Source organism: Modicisalibacter coralii, assembly GCF_004117855.1.
In the GTDB taxonomy this organism is placed as follows: Bacteria; Pseudomonadota; Gammaproteobacteria; order Pseudomonadales; family Halomonadaceae; genus Modicisalibacter; species Modicisalibacter coralii.
In genome coordinates this window covers 24,013-40,974 of sequence record NZ_QWBW01000012.1, presented here as the reverse complement: position 1 = coordinate 40,974, position 16,962 = coordinate 24,013, and the positions used below count along the sequence as shown (strand labels likewise).

Below are 16,962 nucleotides of genomic sequence, written 5' to 3'. Positions count from 1 at the left end.
TGTCAGTTGCGGATGCGGCTGATCCGGCCGACGTGCGGCTGGTGACGAATCCGCTTGATGATACTGGCCAGGTGCACCCGGTCGCGCACCGCCAGCGTCAGGTTGACGATCGACAGCCGGGCGTCGCGCTCCTCGATGCCGATGCGCTCGATGTTGGCATCGGCATCGGTGACCAGGCCAGCCAGTTCGGCGACCAGGCCGCGGCGCGTCTCCATCTCGATACGCAGGCCCACCGGGAAGTCGCCGCTGATGTCCTGGGCCCACTCCAGGGTGAACAGCTTGTCGGGGTCGTCGCGCTTGAAATCGTCGAGGTTGCGGCAGTCCACCCGGTGGACGACGATTCCCTTGCCCACCGAGAGATGGCCGATGATCGGATCGCCGGGCAGCGGATGACAGCAGCGCGCGAAGCTCAGCACCATGCCCTCGGTGCCGCTGATCAGCACCGGCGCGGCCGATGAGCCGTCGCCGGCGGACGGCCGGGAGGCTTCCAGGCCGGCCGGCGCCTCCGCCAGTTGCCGGGCGATGGCGTAGGCCATGCGGGTGCCCATGCCGATCGACTCGAGCAGGTCGTCGACGCTGCGGATCTCGAGGTCGTCGAGCACCGCCGGCAGGCGCATCTCGGGCAGCTCCTCGAGGCTGGTCTCGAAATCGGCCAGCGCCTTGTTGAGCAGCCGCCGACCGAGCTGGATCGACTCGGTGCGTTGCTGGTTCTTGAGCGCGTGACGGATCGCCGAACGCGCCTTGGCGGTGACCACGAAATTCAGCCAGGCGAGATTGGGTCGCGCCCCCGGGGCGGTGATGATCTCCAGGGTCTGGCCACTCTCCAGGCGGCTCGACAGCGGCGCCAGGTGGCGGTCGATGCGACACGCGATGCAGCTGTTGCCGATGTCGGTGTGGACCATGTAGGCGAAGTCCACCGCCGTGGCCCCCTGGGGCAGCTCCATGATGTCGCCCTTGGGCGTGAACACGTAGATGTCGTCGGGGAACAGGTCGTTCTTGACGTGCTCGATGAACTCCAGTGGGTTGCCGGCGTGGCGCTGCATCTCGAGCAGGCCGCGCACCCACTCCCGTGCCCGGGCGTGACTGCCGGCGGCGATCGGCCGTTCGGTCTGACCGGCCTTGTACAGCCAGTGCGCGGCGATGCCGTTGTTGGCCATCGCCTCCATCTCGCGGGTGCGGATCTGCACCTCGATGGGCATGCCGTTGGCGCCGAACAGCGTGGTGTGCAGGCTCTGGTAGCCATTGGCCTTGGGGATCGCGATGTAATCCTTGAAGCGCCCGGGCACCGGCTTGTAGAGGTTGTGCACCGCGCCGAGGATGCGATAGCAGGTATCGACGTCGTCGGTGATGATGCGAAAGCCGAACACGTCCATGATCTCGGCGAACGACTTGCGCTGGTCGCGCATCTTGCGATAGATCGACAGCAGGTGCTTCTGGCGGCCCACCACGGTGCCCGGCAGGCCGTCGTCGTCGAGGCAGTTCTGCAGGCTGTTCTGGACCTGGCGGATCATCGTCCGGCGGTTGCCGCGGGCCTTCGACACGGCACGCTTGATGCGTTCGGCACGCATCGGATACAGCGCCTGGAAGGAGAGATCCTCGAGCTCGACGCGGATGGTGTTGATGCCCAGCCGGCCGGCGATGCGGGCGTAGATCTCCAGCGTCTCGCGGGCGATGCGCCGCTTCTTGTCGGGGCGCAGCGCCCCCAGGGTGCGCATGTTGTGCAGGCGGTCGGCGAGCTTGACGATGATCACCCGGATGTCCTGGGACATCGCCATCACCATCTTCTGGAAATTCTCGGCCTGGGCGACCGCCTTGTCCTCGAAGGTGATCTGGGTGAGCTTGGAGACGCCGTCGACCAGTTCCGCCACCGCCTCGCCGAACTGCGCGGCCAGGGCCTCCTTGGTCACCCCGGTATCCTCGATCACGTCGTGCAGCATGGCGGCCATCAGGCTCTGATGGTCCATGTGCATGTTGGCGAGGATGTTGGAGACCGCCAGCGGATGGGTGACGTAGGGCTCGCCGGAACGCCGCCGCTGGCCGTCGTGGGCCTGCTCGGCGTAGTAGAAGGCACGCTTGACCTGCTGGATCTCGTCCTGCGGGAGATATCCGCCGAGGCGGTCGGCCAGGTCATCGATGGTAAACATGCAGCGCGCCTATGATCAGCAACCTCGTGGTCGGGCACCGGCCCGGATCACGGGCGTGCGGTGTGGTCGTCGGACGTGACGCCGTGAGCCCGCGGTCAGGCCTCGGGATCGATGCTCGGTTCGGGCCGCGGCCGCACCGGCGCCTCGACCGGCTCGTCGAGCACGTTTTCGTCGATCTTGCCGGCGGCGATCTCGCGCAGCGCCATCACGGTGGGCTTGTCGTTTTCCCACGGCAACTGGGCGTCGCGGGTGCCGCGAGCCAGCTGGCGCGCGCGCTGGGTGGAGATCATCACCAGCTTGAAACGATTTTCGACGTGGTCGAGACAGTCTTCTACGGTAACTCGCGCCATGAACGGTATTCCTGCTTGAGCTTGAGAGCGTGATTCGCGGGCGCGATCGATGATCGCGCGGTAGGACAGATGAGTCTACTCGACCCCTTCGATGCGTGACAAGAGCGCTTCCAGCAGGGCGCCATGGCGCTCGCGGACCCGCGCCAGCCGCGAGCGCTCGCCGAGCACCAGGCCACTCAACTGGGCCAGGGCATCGTCGAAGTCGTCGTTGATGATCACGTGCTGGTATTCGTCGAAGTGCGACATCTCGCTGACCGCGTCGCGCATGCGCCGGGCGATCACCTCGGGACCGTCGGTGCCGCGCGCCGAAAGGCGCTGACGGAGCGCCTCGCGCGAGGGCGGCAGGATGAACACCGACACGGCCTCGGGCATCTGTTCACGCACCTGACGCGCACCCTGCCAGTCGATCTCGAGAATCACGTCGGTACCCGCGGCGAGCAGTGCCTGGACCGCCGGCCGCGAGGTGCCGTAGTGATTGTCGAAGACCCGGGCGTGCTCGAAGAAGTCGCCGCGCGCGATCATGCGTTCGAAGGTGCCGACGTCGACGAAGTGGTAGTTGACCCCGTCGACCTCGCCGGGGCGCATCGCCCGCGTGGTGTGCGATACCGAAACCTGGATGTCGTCGAGGCGGTCGATCAGGCCGCGGACCAGGCTGGTCTTGCCCGCGCCCGACGGGGCCGAAACGATGTAGAGCGTGCCGTGGGACATGTGGACGAGTCCGTTTGAGCCGATGCGAAAGGGAATCGCGCATTATCGCACATTGGTCGTGACCACTACACTGTTGCGGGTCGACTCGTCGCCCACCCGCGCCGTACGGCGCTGCCCTGCAAGGACACCCATGAGCCAACGCCCAGTCTCGCCCTTCGCCTTCGTCGGCGGTGCCGCCGCCTTCCTGCTGACCATGCTCGGCACCACCCTGCCGACGCCCCTGTACCCGATCTACCGGGACGCCTTCGGCTTCTCGCAGCTGACCATCACGGTGATCTTCGCCGCCTATGCCGTGGGCGTGATCGGCGCGCTGCTGGTCACCGGGCGCTGGTCGGATCAGCTTGGCCGCCGACCGCTGCTGCTCGCCGGGCTCGCCGCGAGCGTGCTCAGCGACGCGGTGTTCCTGCTCGCCGGTTCACTGCCGCTGCTGTTGATCGCGCGGGTGATCTCGGGTGTCTCGGCGGGCATCTTCACCGGCACGGCCACGGTGGCGGTGATCGAGCTGGCCCCCGAGGCATGGAAGCGTCGCGCGACCTTAGTCGCCACCGCGGTCAACATGGGCGGCCTGGGGTTGGGGCCGGTATGCGCCGGGTTGCTCGGCGAATACGCGCCCTGGCCGCTGCACCTGCCCTATGCGCTGCATCTGGCGCTGGCCGTGCTCGGCGTGCTGGCGGTGTGGCGCGCCCCGGAGACGGTCGAGCGGCCGCCGCGTCCGCGCCTCGAGTTCCAGCGGCTGAGCGTGCCCGAGTCGGTGCGCGGCGTCTTCGTGCCGGCGGCGATCGCCGGGTTCGCCGGCTTTGCGGTGCTGGGCTTCTTCACCGCCACCGTGCCGGCATTCATGAAGCAGGTGCTGGGCCAGACCAATCTGGCGCTGATCGGGCTGGTCGCCGGGGTGGTGTTCTTCGCCTCGACCCTGGGGCAGTGGCTGCAGGGGCGGGTCGACGCGGCGTGGCGCCTGCCGCTGGGCTGTGCGGTGATGCTCGTCGGCGCGCTGACGATCGGCGCGGGCATCGCCCTGGCTTCGCTGGCTACCTTCCTGTGCGGGGCGCTCATCGCCGGACTCGGCCAGGGGGTGGCCTTTCGCGCCGGACTGGGGGCGCTCGCCGCGGCGAGCCCCGCCGCGCATCGCGGCGCGGTAACCTCGACCTTCTTCGTCGTCGCCTACGTGGCGCTGTCGATCCCGGTGGTGGGCATCGGCCTGGTGTCACGGACGATCGGCCTGGCGGCCACCGGAGTGGGGTTTTCCGGCGCGGTGGCGCTGCTCTGTTGCGTGGCGCTTGTGTTGCTGTGGCGTACTGGCGGTCAAGGCGGGGTGAAAGGGTAAGTCGTATGGCATGGGTTTGTACGAAAAGTCGACGAGCGAAGGCAGTTTTTCGTACAAAGCCTAAAGTAAGCTCTCGTGCAGTGTCATAATCCCTTACGCTGGGTCTGAAAAATGTCTGCGCTCGCCCATACGGCGTTAAAATTTGACTCAAAATGCTCATTTACGGTTTGTAAACTCCGCTTTTTCGTCAATTTTTGCCTTGTCTGGCCATCGCTCGTCGATTTTTCAGACAGAGCTTGGGGAGAGACCATGTTTGACCATATCAGTACCTATGCCACGGATTACGGCGCGACAAAATCATTCTACGAGGCGGTGTTTGCGCCGCTGGGGTATTCCGTGCAAACGGAGTTCGTGGCGGAGTGGAATCAGGATTTCCCAACCCAGAGAATGTGTGCCTTCGGCCGCGACGGCAAGCCTTCCTACTGGGTCATCGAAAGCAAGGTGCGCTTCACGCCCCGGCACGTGGCGTTCTCGGCGCCGTCCCGGGCAGAGGTCGAGGAGTTCCATCGCCAGGGCATGGCCAACGGTGGCAGCGACAACGGCAAGCCCGGCCTGCGCCCGCTGTATCACGAGAACTACTACGGCGCTTTTTTGATCGATCCGGATGGCAACAACGTGGAGGCCGTTTGCCATGCCCCGGAGTGATGGTCCGGTGGGGCGGGCCGAGGTCTTACGCTGATATCGGGCGCCACGACTAGCGGCCGTGCGCCCAAGCGGCGGCGCGACGGAGCCGCCTTGGAGAGCCGCCGCGCCCGGGGCACCGCGCTCTGATATGCTACGGGCCCCTCGTTCACCCCCTGCCAGGAGTTTCCGATGACCGCCGCGCCCGACACGCTCACCCTCCGCCGCCCCGACGACTGGCACCTGCACCTGCGCGACGACGCGATCACCCGCACCGTGCTGCCCTACACCAGCGCGACCTTTGCCCGCGCCATCGTCATGCCCAACCTGGCGCCGCCGGTGACCACGGTCGAGGCCGCCGCGGCCTATCGTGAGCGTATTCTTGCCGCGCTGCCCACCGGTCACGACTTCACCCCGCTGATGACCTGCTATCTCAACGAGAGCGTGAGCGCCGAGACGCTGACCCGTGGACACGCCGAAGGCGTCTTCACTGCGGCCAAGCTCTATCCGGCCAACGCCACCACCAACTCCCAGCACGGGGTCAAGCGCATCAGCGACGTCTACCCGTTGCTGGAGACGATGCAGCGCATCGGCATGCCGCTGCTGGTACACGGCGAGGTGACGCGGGGCGAGATCGATATCTTCGACCGCGAGAAGGTCTTCATCGATGAGGTGATGAGCGATATCCGCCGCCAGTTCCCCGAGCTACGCGTGGTGTTCGAGCACATCACCACCAAGGATGCGGCCCAGTTCGTGCTCGAGGGCGATGAGTATCTGGGCGCCACCCTGACCCCGCAGCACCTGGCCCAGAACCGCAACGACATGCTGGTCGGCGGTATCCGCCCGCACCTCTACTGCCTGCCGATTCTCAAGCGTCAGGAGCATCAGGCGGCCCTGCGCCGCGCGGTGGCCAGCGGTCATCCGCGCTTCTTCCTCGGCACCGACTCCGCGCCGCACGTGTGTGCCGCCAAGGAGACCGCCTGCGGCTGCGCCGGAGTGTTCAATGCCGAGGCGGCGCTGTCGGTCTACGCCGATGTCTTCGAGCAGGAGGGGGCGCTCGATCACTTCGAAGCCTTCTGCTCCGAGAACGGCCCGCGTTTCTACCGTCTGCCGCTGAATGAAGGCACCGTCACGCTGACGCGCCGGCCCACGCCGGTGGCGCCCAGCGTGGGCGAGGGCGAGAACACTTTCATACCCTACAAGGCCGGTGAATCGCTGACCTGGAAGACGACGCTGAATGACTGAGGCGACGTCTTCGCGATCCGAGCTGGTGATCGGCCTGGCGCAGCTGGCGGCGCAGGCCGGCGATCTCGACGCCAATCTGGCGAGGCACGTGGCGGCGGTCGAGGCGGCCGCACGCCAAGGTGTCTCGCTGCTGGTGTTTCCCGAACTCTCGTTGACCGGCTACGAGCCCGGTCTGGCCGCCGCGCTGGCCTTGTCGCCGCGCAGCGCGCGTCTGGCGCCATTGCGTGCAGCGGCCGAGCGCTGCGGCATGCACGTGGTGGCGGGGCTGCCGCTGAACGGTGAAACCCGGCCCCGGGTCGGGGTGGTGATCTTCGACCCGGCGGGCGGTGAGCCTCTGACCTATGCCAAGCGCTATCTGCATCCCGGGGAAGAGGCCGCTTTCGAGGTCGGCGAGACGCAGATCGTTTGCGAAATCGGCGGTGAGCGTGTGGCCTTCGCCATCTGTGCCGATACCAACGCCCCTGCGCATGGGGACGAGTGTGCATCGCTGGGCGCGACCGTCTATCTCGCCGCCGCCTTGATCACCGCGGGCGGCTATGACGCCGATACCCGGCGCCTGGCCGAGATCGCCGAGCGCTATGCCATGCTGGTCGGCATGGCCAACCACAACGGCGTCGGCGGCGGCATGACGGCGATCGGGGGCAGCGGCTTCTGGACCGATTCAGGCCCATTGGCCGTAGCCGATGACCATGACGCGCTCGTTATCGCCACCCGCCGGAACGACAGCTGGCACGGGCGGGTGGTCGGGTTGGATCTCGTGGCCAAGCATGAGGGTAGTAACGGCTGAGCGGTGGCTTCTCCGCGCATCGGGAGCGAGGGGCTCGGGGAGGAGATCGGTGTTTCGATGGCCTCCCTCACCCCCTTCATTTAACGCCTTACTCCTGTGTCAGGTTGACCGTCAGAAAGGTAAAGGGGTGACGGCGCAGCGCACGAGCCAGTCGCGCCAAGGGGTGCTGCTTGTGGCGACGGTCGAAAAGGGGCTTGTTGGCCCGAATGGTGGTCGACACGTCCTGCTCTGCAATGTTCACCAGGCCCTGTTCGTCGAGGACACTGACATTTGCCGCGAATTCCGGCTTGGCACGTTCGCGAATCCGTGCCAAATGGGGGGTGTCGCTTTGACTGTCGAGAACGACGACGACATCGAGGTTGTTGGCTGAACCAATGGCCACAATGACGAACCAGCATCGCTCGATATCCGGGTTTTCGCGACAGTAGCGATAGAGCCAGTCGAGGAAGGCCTTGGGGTACATCTTGTAAACCTGATGGTCATCCAGCGACCTTGCATCGGCCGGGGCCGCTTGGATGTTGGCTATACGGTACAGCAGCACTAGCTGATCATGCGTCAAGAAAAACCAATCTTTCTCCTCTGCGCCTTCCATGATGCCGAGCACGAATTCAACGCTTTCCGTCATGCGCAAGATGGCAAAGCCGGTCACTTCACGCAGCTCCAGACCTGAGGTCTCGAGCTGTTCGTGGAGCAGCTGTTGGCTCTCCGAGGTGACGAGACTCTGTAGGCCTTCGCCTTCGCGGAAGGCGACACCAACCTGCCCCTCACCCACCTCTTTCACGAGGATGTGGAATTTTCGCCCTTTGAACGCCTCGTAGAAAGTCACATAGTCACTACTCTCCGCGTCTTCGCGCAACACCGTACGATTTGCCAGGTCGAGCAGTGACGGCGAAGTGGAGGTTTCATTTTTAGACAGTGAAATATTCATGAATGTGGGTCGGTAAGCAACGACATGGATGGCTGCGAGGGGCTTTTTGCCAACGCCTGATAGCGTTAAGCATGAAGGATGACGAGTCCAAAGAGAAGCGATAGCCAGGCACTAGGCGTTGCCTTTGCACCTGACCTATCTGTTAACGATCACTGAAGGCATCGCGCTAGAGCGTGACGCCTTCATGCGCGGCAAGACCAGCCAAGGGGATCATCTTACCCGCCTCGGCGCGGCTGTCATCCCTCGGCGGTGTCGGCTCGGAAGCGTGCGGTGGCCGGGTCGGCGCGGTAGTGGCGGGCCCAGGTCGGCGCTTCCCGGGCCAGGGTGAGCACGCCATCGAGAAGGCGCGCCACCTGCTCCTCGCTGTGGAGCAGATGCAGGCTCAGCCTTACCCAGCCGGGCTTTTCCAGTTCTTGCCCCTGGTCGAGACGTTCGACCAGGGCTGCCGAGGCGGAGGCGTCGATCCCCAGCAGGCGATGGGCATAGGGCCCGGCGCAGGCGCAGCCGCCGCGGGCCTGGATACCGTGGAGGTCCGAGAGCATGCGGGTGAACAGCTGATGGTGGATCAGGCCGCCGTCGGTGTCGTGTACGCGGAAGGAGAAGATCGGCAGTGCCGGCACGTCCTGGCGCCCCAGCAGCACCAGCCGCGGTTCGTCGGCCCAGTGGGCGAGGGCGCGGCGGCGCAGCTTGGCATCGCGCTGAGCGATCTCGGGCAGCCCGATCGCTGCCTTGACCATCAGCGCCAGCGCGGCGCGAATGTCACCGATCACGTTGGGCGTGCCGCCCTCCTCGCGCGCCGCCAGGTTGGCGCTGTAGCGGTGCGCCCAGGGCGAAACGAAGCTGACCGTGCCGCCGCCGGGCAGCGAAGACGTGTGCCGCCGTGCCACGCTGTCGCGCACCACCATGACCCCGGAGGCCCCGGGACCGCCGACGAACTTGTGCGGTGAGAAGACGATGGCATCCTTGCGGCAGTCCGGCGCGGGCGCCATGTCCATCGCCAGATAGGGGCCGGCACCGGCGTAATCCCATATCGCCAGGGCGCCGTGGCGCTTGAGCCGGCGGGTGATGTCGTCGATGTCGCTGATGATGCCGGTAACGTTGGAGGCGGCCGAGAAGGCGCCGACGATCAGGTCACTGCCGGCGGCCTCCACCAGTGCCCGCTCCAGCGCCGCCGGGTCCGGCCCGCCGGCCTCGCCTTCGGGGATCTCGACCACCTCGGCGCCACTCTCGCGCCAGGCGAGCAGGTTGGAGTGATGCTCGTAGGGGCCGACCAGCACGCGGATGCGCTCGCCGCGGTGCACCCCGGCGGCGATATCGAGCAGTGCCACGATCCGGTTGATACCGGCGGTGGCGCCACTGCCGCTGAATACCACATGGCAATCCTCGGCGTTGAGCTCCCGCGCGATCAGCGTCCTTGCCTCCTGGCGCAGCCGGGTCATGGTCTGCCCGCAGTGCGACGCCTCGGTGTGCGAGTTGGCATAGAACGGCAGGACCTCTTCACTGACGAAGCGCTCGACCTGGCGCAGCGCGCGCCCGGAGGCGACATAATCGGCGTAGAGCAGGCGGCGCTGACCGAAGGGCGTGGTGATCGGCATATCGTCGCCGATCAGGCCCTGGCGCAGGCGCGCCACCAGGTCGGGGCCGGAGAGAACGTGTGTGAAGTCGGCGAGTGTGGTCATGGAGGCCTCGTCACAGAGGAGGACATGCAAGCGCGGTATACGAGGCTATGATATCCCGTCTCGGGCGGGTAGATTTCTCGTTATGACCCGGCATCGACCCAAATATTGAGTGATTTGACCCCATGAGCGGCGTGAAATTGGATCATTTCAACCTTGCCATCCTGCGCGAGCTGCAGCAGCACCCCGGCTGCGCCCAGCGCGAGCTGGCCGAGCGCGTCAATCTCTCCCAGAACGCCTGCTGGCGGCGGGTCAAACAGCTCGAAGAGGCCGGCGTGATCGAGGCGCGGCGGCTCGTGCTGAGCCGTCAGGCGCTCGGCTTCGGGCTGGTGGTGTTCTCGATGATCCGCACCCGCAGCCATTCACGTGCCTGGCTGGCGGCCTTCCGCGAGCACGTGCTGGGCATCCCCGAGGTGATCGACTTCTATCGTATCGGCGGCGATTACGACTACATGCTCAAGATCGTGGCCCGCGACATCGGCGCCTTCGACCGGATCTATCAGCGCCTGATCGACGGCTTCGAGATCGACACCGTGACCTCCTATTTCGCCATGGAGGCGCTGGCCGAGAGCCGCCCGCTGCCGGTGTGACACGAGCGTGGTGCGGGCGGGTTGGCGATATCGCGTTCAGGTATTATGATAGTTAGCTATCTATTTTGTTGCTCGAGAACACGATGGCCGATCATTCCGTTTCCCCGCGCGATCGCTTCGGCGCGCAACTGGGCCAGGTCGCCCGGCTGTGGCGCGCCGAGATCGACCGCCGCCTGGCGCCCTATGGGCTGACCGAGTCGCGCTGGCGCATCCTCTGGCAGTTGTCGCAGGCCAGCGAGCCGCTGACCCAGAAAGCCCTGGCCGCGGCGGTCAACGTCCAGGGCCCGACCCTGGTGCGCTCGCTGGACAGCCTGGAGAGCGAGGGGTTGATCGAGCGGCGGGCGGTGGTCGGCGATCGGCGGGTCAAGGTGGTTCACCTGACGGCCCGGGCGACGCCCATCCTCGAACGTATCCAGACGGTGGTAACCAGCGTGCGCGCCGAGATCCTGGGCCCCGTCGACGAGAGTGAGCTGGCGCTGTGCCTGGACGTGCTGGCGCGGATCGCCGGTCGGCTCGGCGGTAATCCGGATGCGCCGGAGCAGGCGACGTGAGCGACGATTCGCGCGAGGCGTCCGAGGCGCGTCCACGCCGCTGGCGGCTGGCGGTGGTGCTGGCCGTGGTCGTGGTGGCGGTCGCCGTGGGGGGTGGTTGGGTCTATCGGCAGTTCACCCACGTCAATGTCATCGATGCCCGCGTCGCCGCCGACATGATCGTGCTCAGCAGCCGGGTGCCCGGCTGGGTGACCGGGGTCGAGGTGATTGAGGGCGACGAGGCGGCCCGGGGGCGGGTGCTGGTGACCATCGATGACCGCCGGAACCGCCTGCGCCTCGACGAACTCGACGCCAGGATCGAGGCGCTCGAGGACAGCCGCGAGGAGACCCGGGCGCGCCTCGCCATGGTCGATCGACAGACCCGCAGCGCCATCGAGGCCAGGCAGGCGGCGATCGATGTCGCCCGCGCGGCATTGAGCTCGGCCGAGGCCGAGCGCGATCTGGCGCGTCTCGACAATCGGCGGATCGCCAAGCTGGCCGATCAGGGGGCGATCAACCGGTCGCGACTCGACCAGACCCGTACTGCCCTGGCCACCGCCAGGGAGGCCGTGGGCAGCGCCGAAGCCCAGCTCCACAATGCCAAGGCCGAACTCACCGAGGCGCGCGCCGACCGCGGGCAGCTCGGTGTGCTGCACAAGCAACTGGCGGGACTCGAGGCCCAGGCCAAGCAACTGCGCGCGCAACGCGAGCAGGCGCGCCTGGACCTGCACGACCGTACCCTGAGCATGCCCTTCGACGGCGTCATCGACCGGGTCTTCATCGACGACGGCGAGTATGTCACCGCCGGCCAGCGGCTGGTGATGGTCCATGATCCGCGGGCGGTGCGCGTCGAGGCCAACGTCAAGGAAACCGACTTTCGCCACTTCACGCCCGGCAAGTCGGTCGACGTGCATGTCGACGCCCTGCCCGACCGGCATTTCGAGGGTACCGTGGAGCGGGTCGGCCAGGCGGCGACCAGCGAGTTCGCGCTGCTGCCCAGCCCCAATCCCAGCGGCAACTTCACCAAGATCACCCAGCGCCTGCCGGTGCGCATCGCCGTCGAGCAGACCGACGGCCTGCTCAAGCCGGGCATGATGGTCGAGCTGGAGACCACCAGCGGTGGCTGACGCCATCCGCGCCGACAGCATCGAAGGCCTGTTCGCGCGCTACGGGTCCGCCTACCGTTATCTGGCGACGGTGACGGCGATGATGGGCACCATCTCGACGGTGCTCACCGCGACCATCATCAATGTCGCCCTGCCCGATATCATGGGCGCCTTCGGCATGGGCCAGGACAAGGCGCAACTGCTCTCCACCGGCTTCCTGGCGGCGATGACCGGGACCATGCTGCTCAACGCCTGGCTGGTCGAGGCGGTGGGACAGCGCATCACCTACCTGATCGCCATGGGCGTGTTCAGCGCCGCCTCGGTGATGGGTGGGCTGGCCACCAGCGAGACGCTGCTGATCGCCGGGCGGATTCTCCAGGGCTGCGCCGCGGGGATTCTCCAGCCGCTGGCGATGCAGGTCATCTTCCAGGTCTTCCCGCCGGAGCGGCGCGGCTCGGCGATGGGCATCTACGGCATCGGCGTGGTGCTGGCGCCGGCACTGGGCCCGACCCTGGGCGGGATCATGGTCGACAGCTTCAGCTGGCGCTATGTGTTCTTCATCGCCCTGCCGTTCAGCCTGCTGGGGCCCTTTCTGGCCATGCTGTTCCTGCCCGGGCGCGAGGGCGAAGGCCCGGCCTCGCGCTTCGACTGGCCGGGCTTCGGCCTGCTCACGCTGTTTCTGGTGACACTGCTCGATGGGCTGTCCAACGGCCAGCGTGAAGGCTGGCTGTCGGATGCCATCCTCGGCGACTTCTGCCTCGCCGCGCTGTCTTGTGTCGCCTTCATTGCCTGGGAGCTGTGGACGGCGACGCCGCTGCTCAACCTGACGCTGTTCTCGCGCCGGGTGTTCTCGGGGGCGGCACTGGTGGCGTTCATCTTCGGTGCCGGCATCTACGGCTCGACCTACCTGATCCCGCTGTTCGTGCAGACCATCCAGGGCTATACGCCGACCCGCTCGGGGCTGTTGCTGATGCCGGCGGGGCTCATCCTGGCGGTGGTCTTCCCGATCGCCGGGCGCATTACCGACAGGGCTCCGCCGCCGATGATCATCAGTGTCGGCCTGGCGGTGTTCGCGCTGTCCTGCTATCTGATGACCGACGCGGACACCGATACCGGCTTCTGGACGTTCGCCATCTGGATCATGGTGGGGCGCATCGGTCTGGGCCTGGTGCTGCCCAGTCTCAATGCCGGGGCGCTGTCGGCGCTGCCGCGCAAGCTGCTCGGCCAGGGCAGCGGGGCGATCAACTTCGTTCGCCAACTGGGCGGGGCGTTCGGCGTCAATCTATTGTCGATCCTGCTCGCCCACCGCAGTCAGCTCTATGCCCAGGCCTTCACGGCGACCCAGGACGGCCGCAACAGCACCACCGGCGCCTTTCTCGATGCCGCCAACTCGCTGCTGGCCGGTGGTGGGGTGGCCGAACCGGCCCGCCAGGCTGCCGCCAGCGGCTATCTCGATCAGGTGATCGCGCTGCAGAGTCAGATGATGGGCTTTCGCGAGAGTTTCCTGGCGGTGGCGCTGGTGTTCCTGGTGGCGTTGCTGCCGGCGTGGCTGATGCTCGAGCGGCGCCGGGCATGAGTCAGGCCGGGGTGCGTCGCGGCAGCCGGACGAGATCCGCCGGTTCGAGATCGCGCAGCGTCCAGCCGGTGTCGCTCTCGGGGGCGATCCACAACGGCGTGGCATTGGCGGTGCGCGGCCCCTCGGGCCGGCCGGTGGCCAGATAGCGAATCGCCCGCGGCAGCCCGGCATGGCCCACCACCAGCGGGATGTCGTCCTGTTCGAACAGATCGTTGAGCGCGGCGACGATGCGCGCGACGAAGTCCCGCCAAGGCTCGCCGCCCTCGGGCGTGGCGAGATGGTCGAGCCGTGCGGGGATCGGACGCCCCTGCAGCTCGCCCCAGTCGCGCTCCATCAGCCCCTCGACGAGGCGGTCGGGCGCGCGCCCCACGGCCAGTTCCGCGGTGCGCCGGGCGCGTTGCAGCGGGCTGGCGGCGACCAGCGGCCAGGCCACCTCGCCGAGCAAGTCGCTCGCGGCACGGGCCTCGGCCTCGCCGCGGGCGGTCAGTGCCACGTCGCGGCTGCCGGCCATCTCCCGGGCGGCGTTGCTGACGCTCTGACCGTGGCGCAGGAAGACGAAGGGACGGCGGATCAAGGCGTTCATGGGCGTTCTCCAATCCTTGGCAGTCCCCTGATGCTATCAGCTCGGTAACGCGCGATGCGCGCGCATCGTCAAGGGTGATCTCATCGATAGGCGATCCCGGTCTTATACTTAAGTCGCAATTCTGCAAGAATGGCGCGCTTTACTGACGGCGACGACCGCGCTGTTCACCGGCCGCGCGGCGTCGTTCGTCGTGGTCTGCCGGTACTCGCGTCGGGTGACACCGGTCCCGTTTGTTCGCTACCCCGTACAGGGAGGTACCTATGACGGCTGTCGAGCGTGCGACAGACAACCCAGGCGTGGCCCATCCGCGTCTGGCCGAGTTCGCCCTGGCCCTGGGCGGCTTCGGTATCGGCACCGGCGAATTCGTGATCATGGGGCTGATGAGCCGGGTGGCCGACGATCTTCAGGTCGCGGTGCCCGACGTCGGCTACGCCATCAGCAGCTATGCGCTGGGCGTGGTGGTGGGGGCGCCGGTGATCTCCTCGCTGGCCGCGCGCTTGCCCCGGCGTCTACTGCTGATCGGCCTGATGCTGGTCTTCGCGCTCGGCAACATCGCCAGTGCCTTCGCCCCCGGCTTCGGCAGCTTCGTGCTGCTGCGCTTTCTCGCCGGGCTGCCGCATGGCGCTTACTTCGGTGTCGCCGCCCTGGTCGCCGCGGCGGCGGTGCCCATCGACGAGCGCGCCCGCGCGGTGAGCCGGGTGATGCTGGGGCTGACCACGGCGATTCTGATCGGCGCGCCGCTCGCCACCTGGGCCGGCAACCTGCTGGGCTGGCAGATCGCCTTCTCCGGCGTGGGGGCGATCGCCCTGGTCACCGCGCTGCTGATCCGGCTGTGGGTGCCGGCACAGCCCGCCGACCCGCATGCCAGCCCGAAGCGCGAGCTGGGAGCCCTGGTCAAGCAGCGCGTGCTGTTCACGCTGGGCATCGCCAGCATCGGTTTCGGCGGCATGTTCGCGGTATTCAGCTACGTGATGCCCACCCTCACCCGCCAGGCCGGCATGGCCGAGGCCTGGGGGCCGCTGGTGCTGGTGGTGTTCGGCCTTGGCACCATCCTCGGCAACCTGGTCGGGGCGCGGGCCGCCGACAAGAACCTGATGCGGGCGATCCCCGGCATCCTGGTCTGGTGCCTGGTCGTCCAGGGGCTGTTCTACGTGGCCGCCAACAGCGTGGCCTGGGGCCTGCTGTTCGTCGGCCTGGTGGGTACCAGCATGGCGCTGGGGCCGACCCTGCAGACCCGGCTGATGGACGTCGCCGAGGACGCCCAGACCATGGCCGCCTCGCTCAACCACGCCGCCTTCAACGGTGCCAACGCGCTGGGTGCCTGGCTCGCCGGGGTGACCGTCAAGCTGGGCTTCCCCTGGTCGTCGACCGGGCTGGTCGGTGCCGCCCTGGCCGCCGCGGGGCTGGTGATCTTCGCCGTGGGGCTGTGGGTGGAGCGCCGCCGGACACCCACCCCCTGCCGATCCTGAGGCCGCTCGCCGGGGGCGGTTCTCATGCCGGCCGGCGGGCGGCTTCCTTCAGCGGCTTCAGGGCCAGCAGCCAGCCGGCGGCGACCATGGCCGCCATCAGCGCGAGGATGGTGACGAAGGCGACGCCCGCATCCAGCAGCACGCCGAAGAAGGCCGGCGCCAGCCCCGAGGAAAACACCATGCCGGCGGTGAAGACCGAGCGCAGCCGGGCCAGGTTGTCGCTGCCCCAGAGCTGGATGAGCAGGCTGGTGACGATGGGTTCCTGCATGCCGGTGACCAGCCCGGAGAGCAGCATGTAGGCGAGGATGCCGTAGCCGTTCTCGAGGACGATGGCGACGACCAGCCCGGCGACGAGCGGCAGCAGGTAGAGGCGCCCCATCAGCGAGGCGCCGAGCCGGTCGACGAGCCGCCCGGCGACGAGCGAGCCGATCACCCGCCCCGAGGCCGCCAGGGCGAAGCCCAGCGCGAACACGGCGGACGTGGTGGCGAACTCGGTGGTCAGGTCGGCCTGGAAGACGAAGATCCCGGTGTTGACGATGGCGATCGACATCATCATCAGGCTCAGCCGCCAGAACCGGCCGTCCTTCAGGGGCTGAACCGGGTTCGCGGATGCTCCCGACCGCTCGGGCGATCGCGCGGCGGGTGGCGTGCCGCCGTCGGGTGCCCGGAGCAGCAGGGGCAGCCATACAATGATCAGAACGCCCAGCAACGCCCAGAGGTATTGCCGCCACTCGACGACCTGCAGGGCGGCGGTGGTAATCGACGGCAGCACAGCCTCGCCGATGGGCATGGCCAGCGTGACCAGGGCCAGTGCGCTGCCGCGTGCCTCGCTGACCTGCTTGGCGACGGTGGTGGTGCCGAGGTGGGTGAACAGCCCCTGACCGCAGAAGCGGATCAGCCCCAGCCCCGGTATCGCCAGCCACAGCCATGGCGACAGGGTCAGCAGCAGGATGCCCAGGCTCATGCCCAGCACCACGAAGAGCCCGAAGCGGCGCGGCGGTATCCAGTCGAGCATGGGCCCGATGAAGAAGATCAGAAATCCCGAGGCCAGCGTGAGCGACGAATAGAGGATGCCGAACGTGGCGCTGCTCAGCGAGAAGGCCGCGGAAATCGCCGGCTGGAGATAGCCGACCAGAAACGTCTGGCCCAGGTTGCCCGAGAAGATCGCGATGAAGCCGAACGCCAGTACCGCCGGGTACTGCCGGATCACGTCCCTGTAGTTCATGCCATTCCGTCTCGTCGGTTGTGTCGGGTCACCGTCCATGGCGACCGCAAGCCGTTCGCTCGCGCGGGCGATTATCGTCGGATACGCCTGGTGTTCGATG

The 16,962-nt window shown here is 67.3% G+C and carries 16 protein-coding genes; 9 read left to right on the top strand and 7 right to left on the bottom strand.

Features of this window, described 5'->3' with window-relative positions:
• Positions 1 to 2: 2 nt before the first annotated feature.
• The 3 genes from spoT to gmk all read right to left on the bottom strand — a co-directional run bounded on the left by spoT (position 3) and on the right by gmk (position 3,202).
• Complete coding sequence (gene spoT / locus D0901_RS07570) at positions 3 to 2,144, bottom strand: bifunctional GTP diphosphokinase/guanosine-3',5'-bis pyrophosphate 3'-pyrophosphohydrolase (protein ID WP_129139699.1); 2,142 nt, start codon at positions 2,142 to 2,144, stop codon at positions 3 to 5.
• A 95-nt stretch (positions 2,145 to 2,239) separates the two neighbouring features.
• Positions 2,240 to 2,494 carry a DNA-directed RNA polymerase subunit omega gene (rpoZ, locus tag D0901_RS07565; RefSeq protein WP_129139698.1) on the bottom strand — a complete coding sequence of 85 codons (255 nt, stop codon included), beginning with the start codon at positions 2,492 to 2,494 and terminating at the stop codon, positions 2,240 to 2,242.
• A 75-nt stretch (positions 2,495 to 2,569) separates the two neighbouring features.
• Positions 2,570 to 3,202, bottom strand: coding sequence for a guanylate kinase (gene gmk, locus D0901_RS07560; protein WP_129139697.1), 633 nt, complete (start codon positions 3,200 to 3,202; stop codon positions 2,570 to 2,572).
• Between the two features lie 130 nt (positions 3,203 to 3,332).
• Between gmk and D0901_RS07555 the strand changes: the two genes are divergently transcribed.
• From D0901_RS07555 to D0901_RS07540, 4 genes are all read left to right on the top strand, one after another.
• The gene (locus D0901_RS07555) at positions 3,333 to 4,526 is read left to right on the top strand and encodes an MFS transporter (RefSeq protein ID WP_129139696.1); all 1,194 of its coding nucleotides are present in this window, start codon (positions 3,333 to 3,335) and stop codon (positions 4,524 to 4,526) included.
• 249 nt (positions 4,527 to 4,775) lie between these two features.
• Positions 4,776 to 5,171, top strand: coding sequence for a VOC family protein (locus D0901_RS07550; protein WP_129139695.1), 396 nt, complete (start codon positions 4,776 to 4,778; stop codon positions 5,169 to 5,171).
• A gap of 168 nt (positions 5,172 to 5,339) precedes the next feature.
• Positions 5,340 to 6,392: a dihydroorotase gene (pyrC, locus tag D0901_RS07545; RefSeq protein ID WP_129139694.1), complete on the top strand. Its 1,053-nt coding sequence runs from the start codon at positions 5,340 to 5,342 to the stop codon at positions 6,390 to 6,392.
• Entirely contained in the window at positions 6,385 to 7,179 is a 795-nt protein-coding gene (locus D0901_RS07540; RefSeq protein ID WP_129139693.1) for a carbon-nitrogen hydrolase family protein, read from the top strand. The genes pyrC and D0901_RS07540 overlap by 8 nt, the downstream gene beginning before the upstream one ends.
• A gap of 88 nt (positions 7,180 to 7,267) precedes the next feature.
• Here D0901_RS07540 and D0901_RS07535 read toward each other — a convergent pair whose 3' ends face one another.
• Positions 7,268 to 8,107 (bottom strand): hypothetical protein, encoded by an 840-nt coding sequence (locus D0901_RS07535; RefSeq protein ID WP_129139692.1) that lies wholly within the window; start codon positions 8,105 to 8,107, stop codon positions 7,268 to 7,270.
• 236 nt (positions 8,108 to 8,343) lie between these two features.
• Positions 8,344 to 9,786 (bottom strand): aminotransferase class V-fold PLP-dependent enzyme, encoded by a 1,443-nt coding sequence (locus D0901_RS07530; protein WP_129139691.1) that lies wholly within the window; start codon positions 9,784 to 9,786, stop codon positions 8,344 to 8,346.
• Positions 9,787 to 9,917: 131 nt separating this feature from the next.
• Here D0901_RS07530 and D0901_RS07525 point away from each other — a divergent pair, with 131 nt between their 5' ends.
• The 4 genes from D0901_RS07525 to D0901_RS07510 all read left to right on the top strand — a co-directional run bounded on the left by D0901_RS07525 (position 9,918) and on the right by D0901_RS07510 (position 13,585).
• The gene (locus D0901_RS07525) at positions 9,918 to 10,373 is read left to right on the top strand and encodes an Lrp/AsnC family transcriptional regulator (RefSeq protein WP_203234819.1); all 456 of its coding nucleotides are present in this window, start codon (positions 9,918 to 9,920) and stop codon (positions 10,371 to 10,373) included.
• Positions 10,374 to 10,456: 83 nt separating this feature from the next.
• Entirely contained in the window at positions 10,457 to 10,924 is a 468-nt protein-coding gene (locus D0901_RS07520) for a MarR family transcriptional regulator (protein WP_129139689.1), read from the top strand.
• On the top strand, positions 10,921 to 12,030 hold the full coding sequence (locus D0901_RS07515; protein ID WP_129139688.1) for an HlyD family secretion protein: 1,110 nt from the start codon (positions 10,921 to 10,923) through the stop codon (positions 12,028 to 12,030). Before D0901_RS07520 ends, D0901_RS07515 begins: the two co-directional genes overlap by 4 nt.
• Entirely contained in the window at positions 12,023 to 13,585 is a 1,563-nt protein-coding gene (locus D0901_RS07510) for a DHA2 family efflux MFS transporter permease subunit (RefSeq protein ID WP_203234818.1), read from the top strand. The genes D0901_RS07515 and D0901_RS07510 overlap by 8 nt, the downstream gene beginning before the upstream one ends.
• 1 nt (position 13,586) lies before the next feature.
• Here the strand turns inward: D0901_RS07510 and D0901_RS07505 are convergent, their stop codons facing one another.
• On the bottom strand, positions 13,587 to 14,168 hold the full coding sequence (locus D0901_RS07505; RefSeq protein ID WP_129139687.1) for a histidine phosphatase family protein: 582 nt from the start codon (positions 14,166 to 14,168) through the stop codon (positions 13,587 to 13,589).
• A gap of 260 nt (positions 14,169 to 14,428) precedes the next feature.
• Between D0901_RS07505 and D0901_RS07500 the strand changes: the two genes are divergently transcribed.
• Entirely contained in the window at positions 14,429 to 15,637 is a 1,209-nt protein-coding gene (locus D0901_RS07500) for an MFS transporter (RefSeq protein WP_129139686.1), read from the top strand.
• A gap of 22 nt (positions 15,638 to 15,659) precedes the next feature.
• Here D0901_RS07500 and D0901_RS07495 read toward each other — a convergent pair whose 3' ends face one another.
• Positions 15,660 to 16,862, bottom strand: a complete 1,203-nt coding sequence (locus D0901_RS07495) for an MFS transporter (protein ID WP_162500837.1) — start codon at positions 16,860 to 16,862, stop codon at positions 15,660 to 15,662.
• Between the last annotated feature and the right edge of the window lie 100 nt (positions 16,863 to 16,962).

What these genes read in the sequence shown, in the direction of transcription:
- D0901_RS07550 (WP_129139695.1), top strand. Translation starts at nt 4,776, where the DNA reads ATGTTTGACCATATCAGTACCTATGCCACGGATTACGGCGCGACAAAA.
- spoT (WP_129139699.1), bottom strand. Translation starts at nt 2,144, where the DNA reads ATGTTTACCATCGATGACCTGGCCGACCGCCTCGGCGGATATCTCCCG.
- rpoZ (WP_129139698.1), bottom strand. Translation starts at nt 2,494, where the DNA reads ATGGCGCGAGTTACCGTAGAAGACTGTCTCGACCACGTCGAAAATCGT.
- pyrC (WP_129139694.1), top strand. Translation starts at nt 5,340, where the DNA reads ATGACCGCCGCGCCCGACACGCTCACCCTCCGCCGCCCCGACGACTGG.
- gmk (WP_129139697.1), bottom strand. Translation starts at nt 3,202, where the DNA reads ATGTCCCACGGCACGCTCTACATCGTTTCGGCCCCGTCGGGCGCGGGC.
- D0901_RS07535 (WP_129139692.1), bottom strand. Translation starts at nt 8,107, where the DNA reads ATGAATATTTCACTGTCTAAAAATGAAACCTCCACTTCGCCGTCACTG.
- D0901_RS07540 (WP_129139693.1), top strand. Translation starts at nt 6,385, where the DNA reads ATGACTGAGGCGACGTCTTCGCGATCCGAGCTGGTGATCGGCCTGGCG.
- D0901_RS07555 (WP_129139696.1), top strand. Translation starts at nt 3,333, where the DNA reads ATGAGCCAACGCCCAGTCTCGCCCTTCGCCTTCGTCGGCGGTGCCGCC.
- D0901_RS07495 (WP_162500837.1), bottom strand. Translation starts at nt 16,862, where the DNA reads ATGAACTACAGGGACGTGATCCGGCAGTACCCGGCGGTACTGGCGTTC.
- D0901_RS07520 (WP_129139689.1), top strand. Translation starts at nt 10,457, where the DNA reads ATGGCCGATCATTCCGTTTCCCCGCGCGATCGCTTCGGCGCGCAACTG.
- D0901_RS07505 (WP_129139687.1), bottom strand. Translation starts at nt 14,168, where the DNA reads ATGAACGCCTTGATCCGCCGTCCCTTCGTCTTCCTGCGCCACGGTCAG.
- D0901_RS07500 (WP_129139686.1), top strand. Translation starts at nt 14,429, where the DNA reads ATGACGGCTGTCGAGCGTGCGACAGACAACCCAGGCGTGGCCCATCCG.
- D0901_RS07530 (WP_129139691.1), bottom strand. Translation starts at nt 9,786, where the DNA reads ATGACCACACTCGCCGACTTCACACACGTTCTCTCCGGCCCCGACCTG.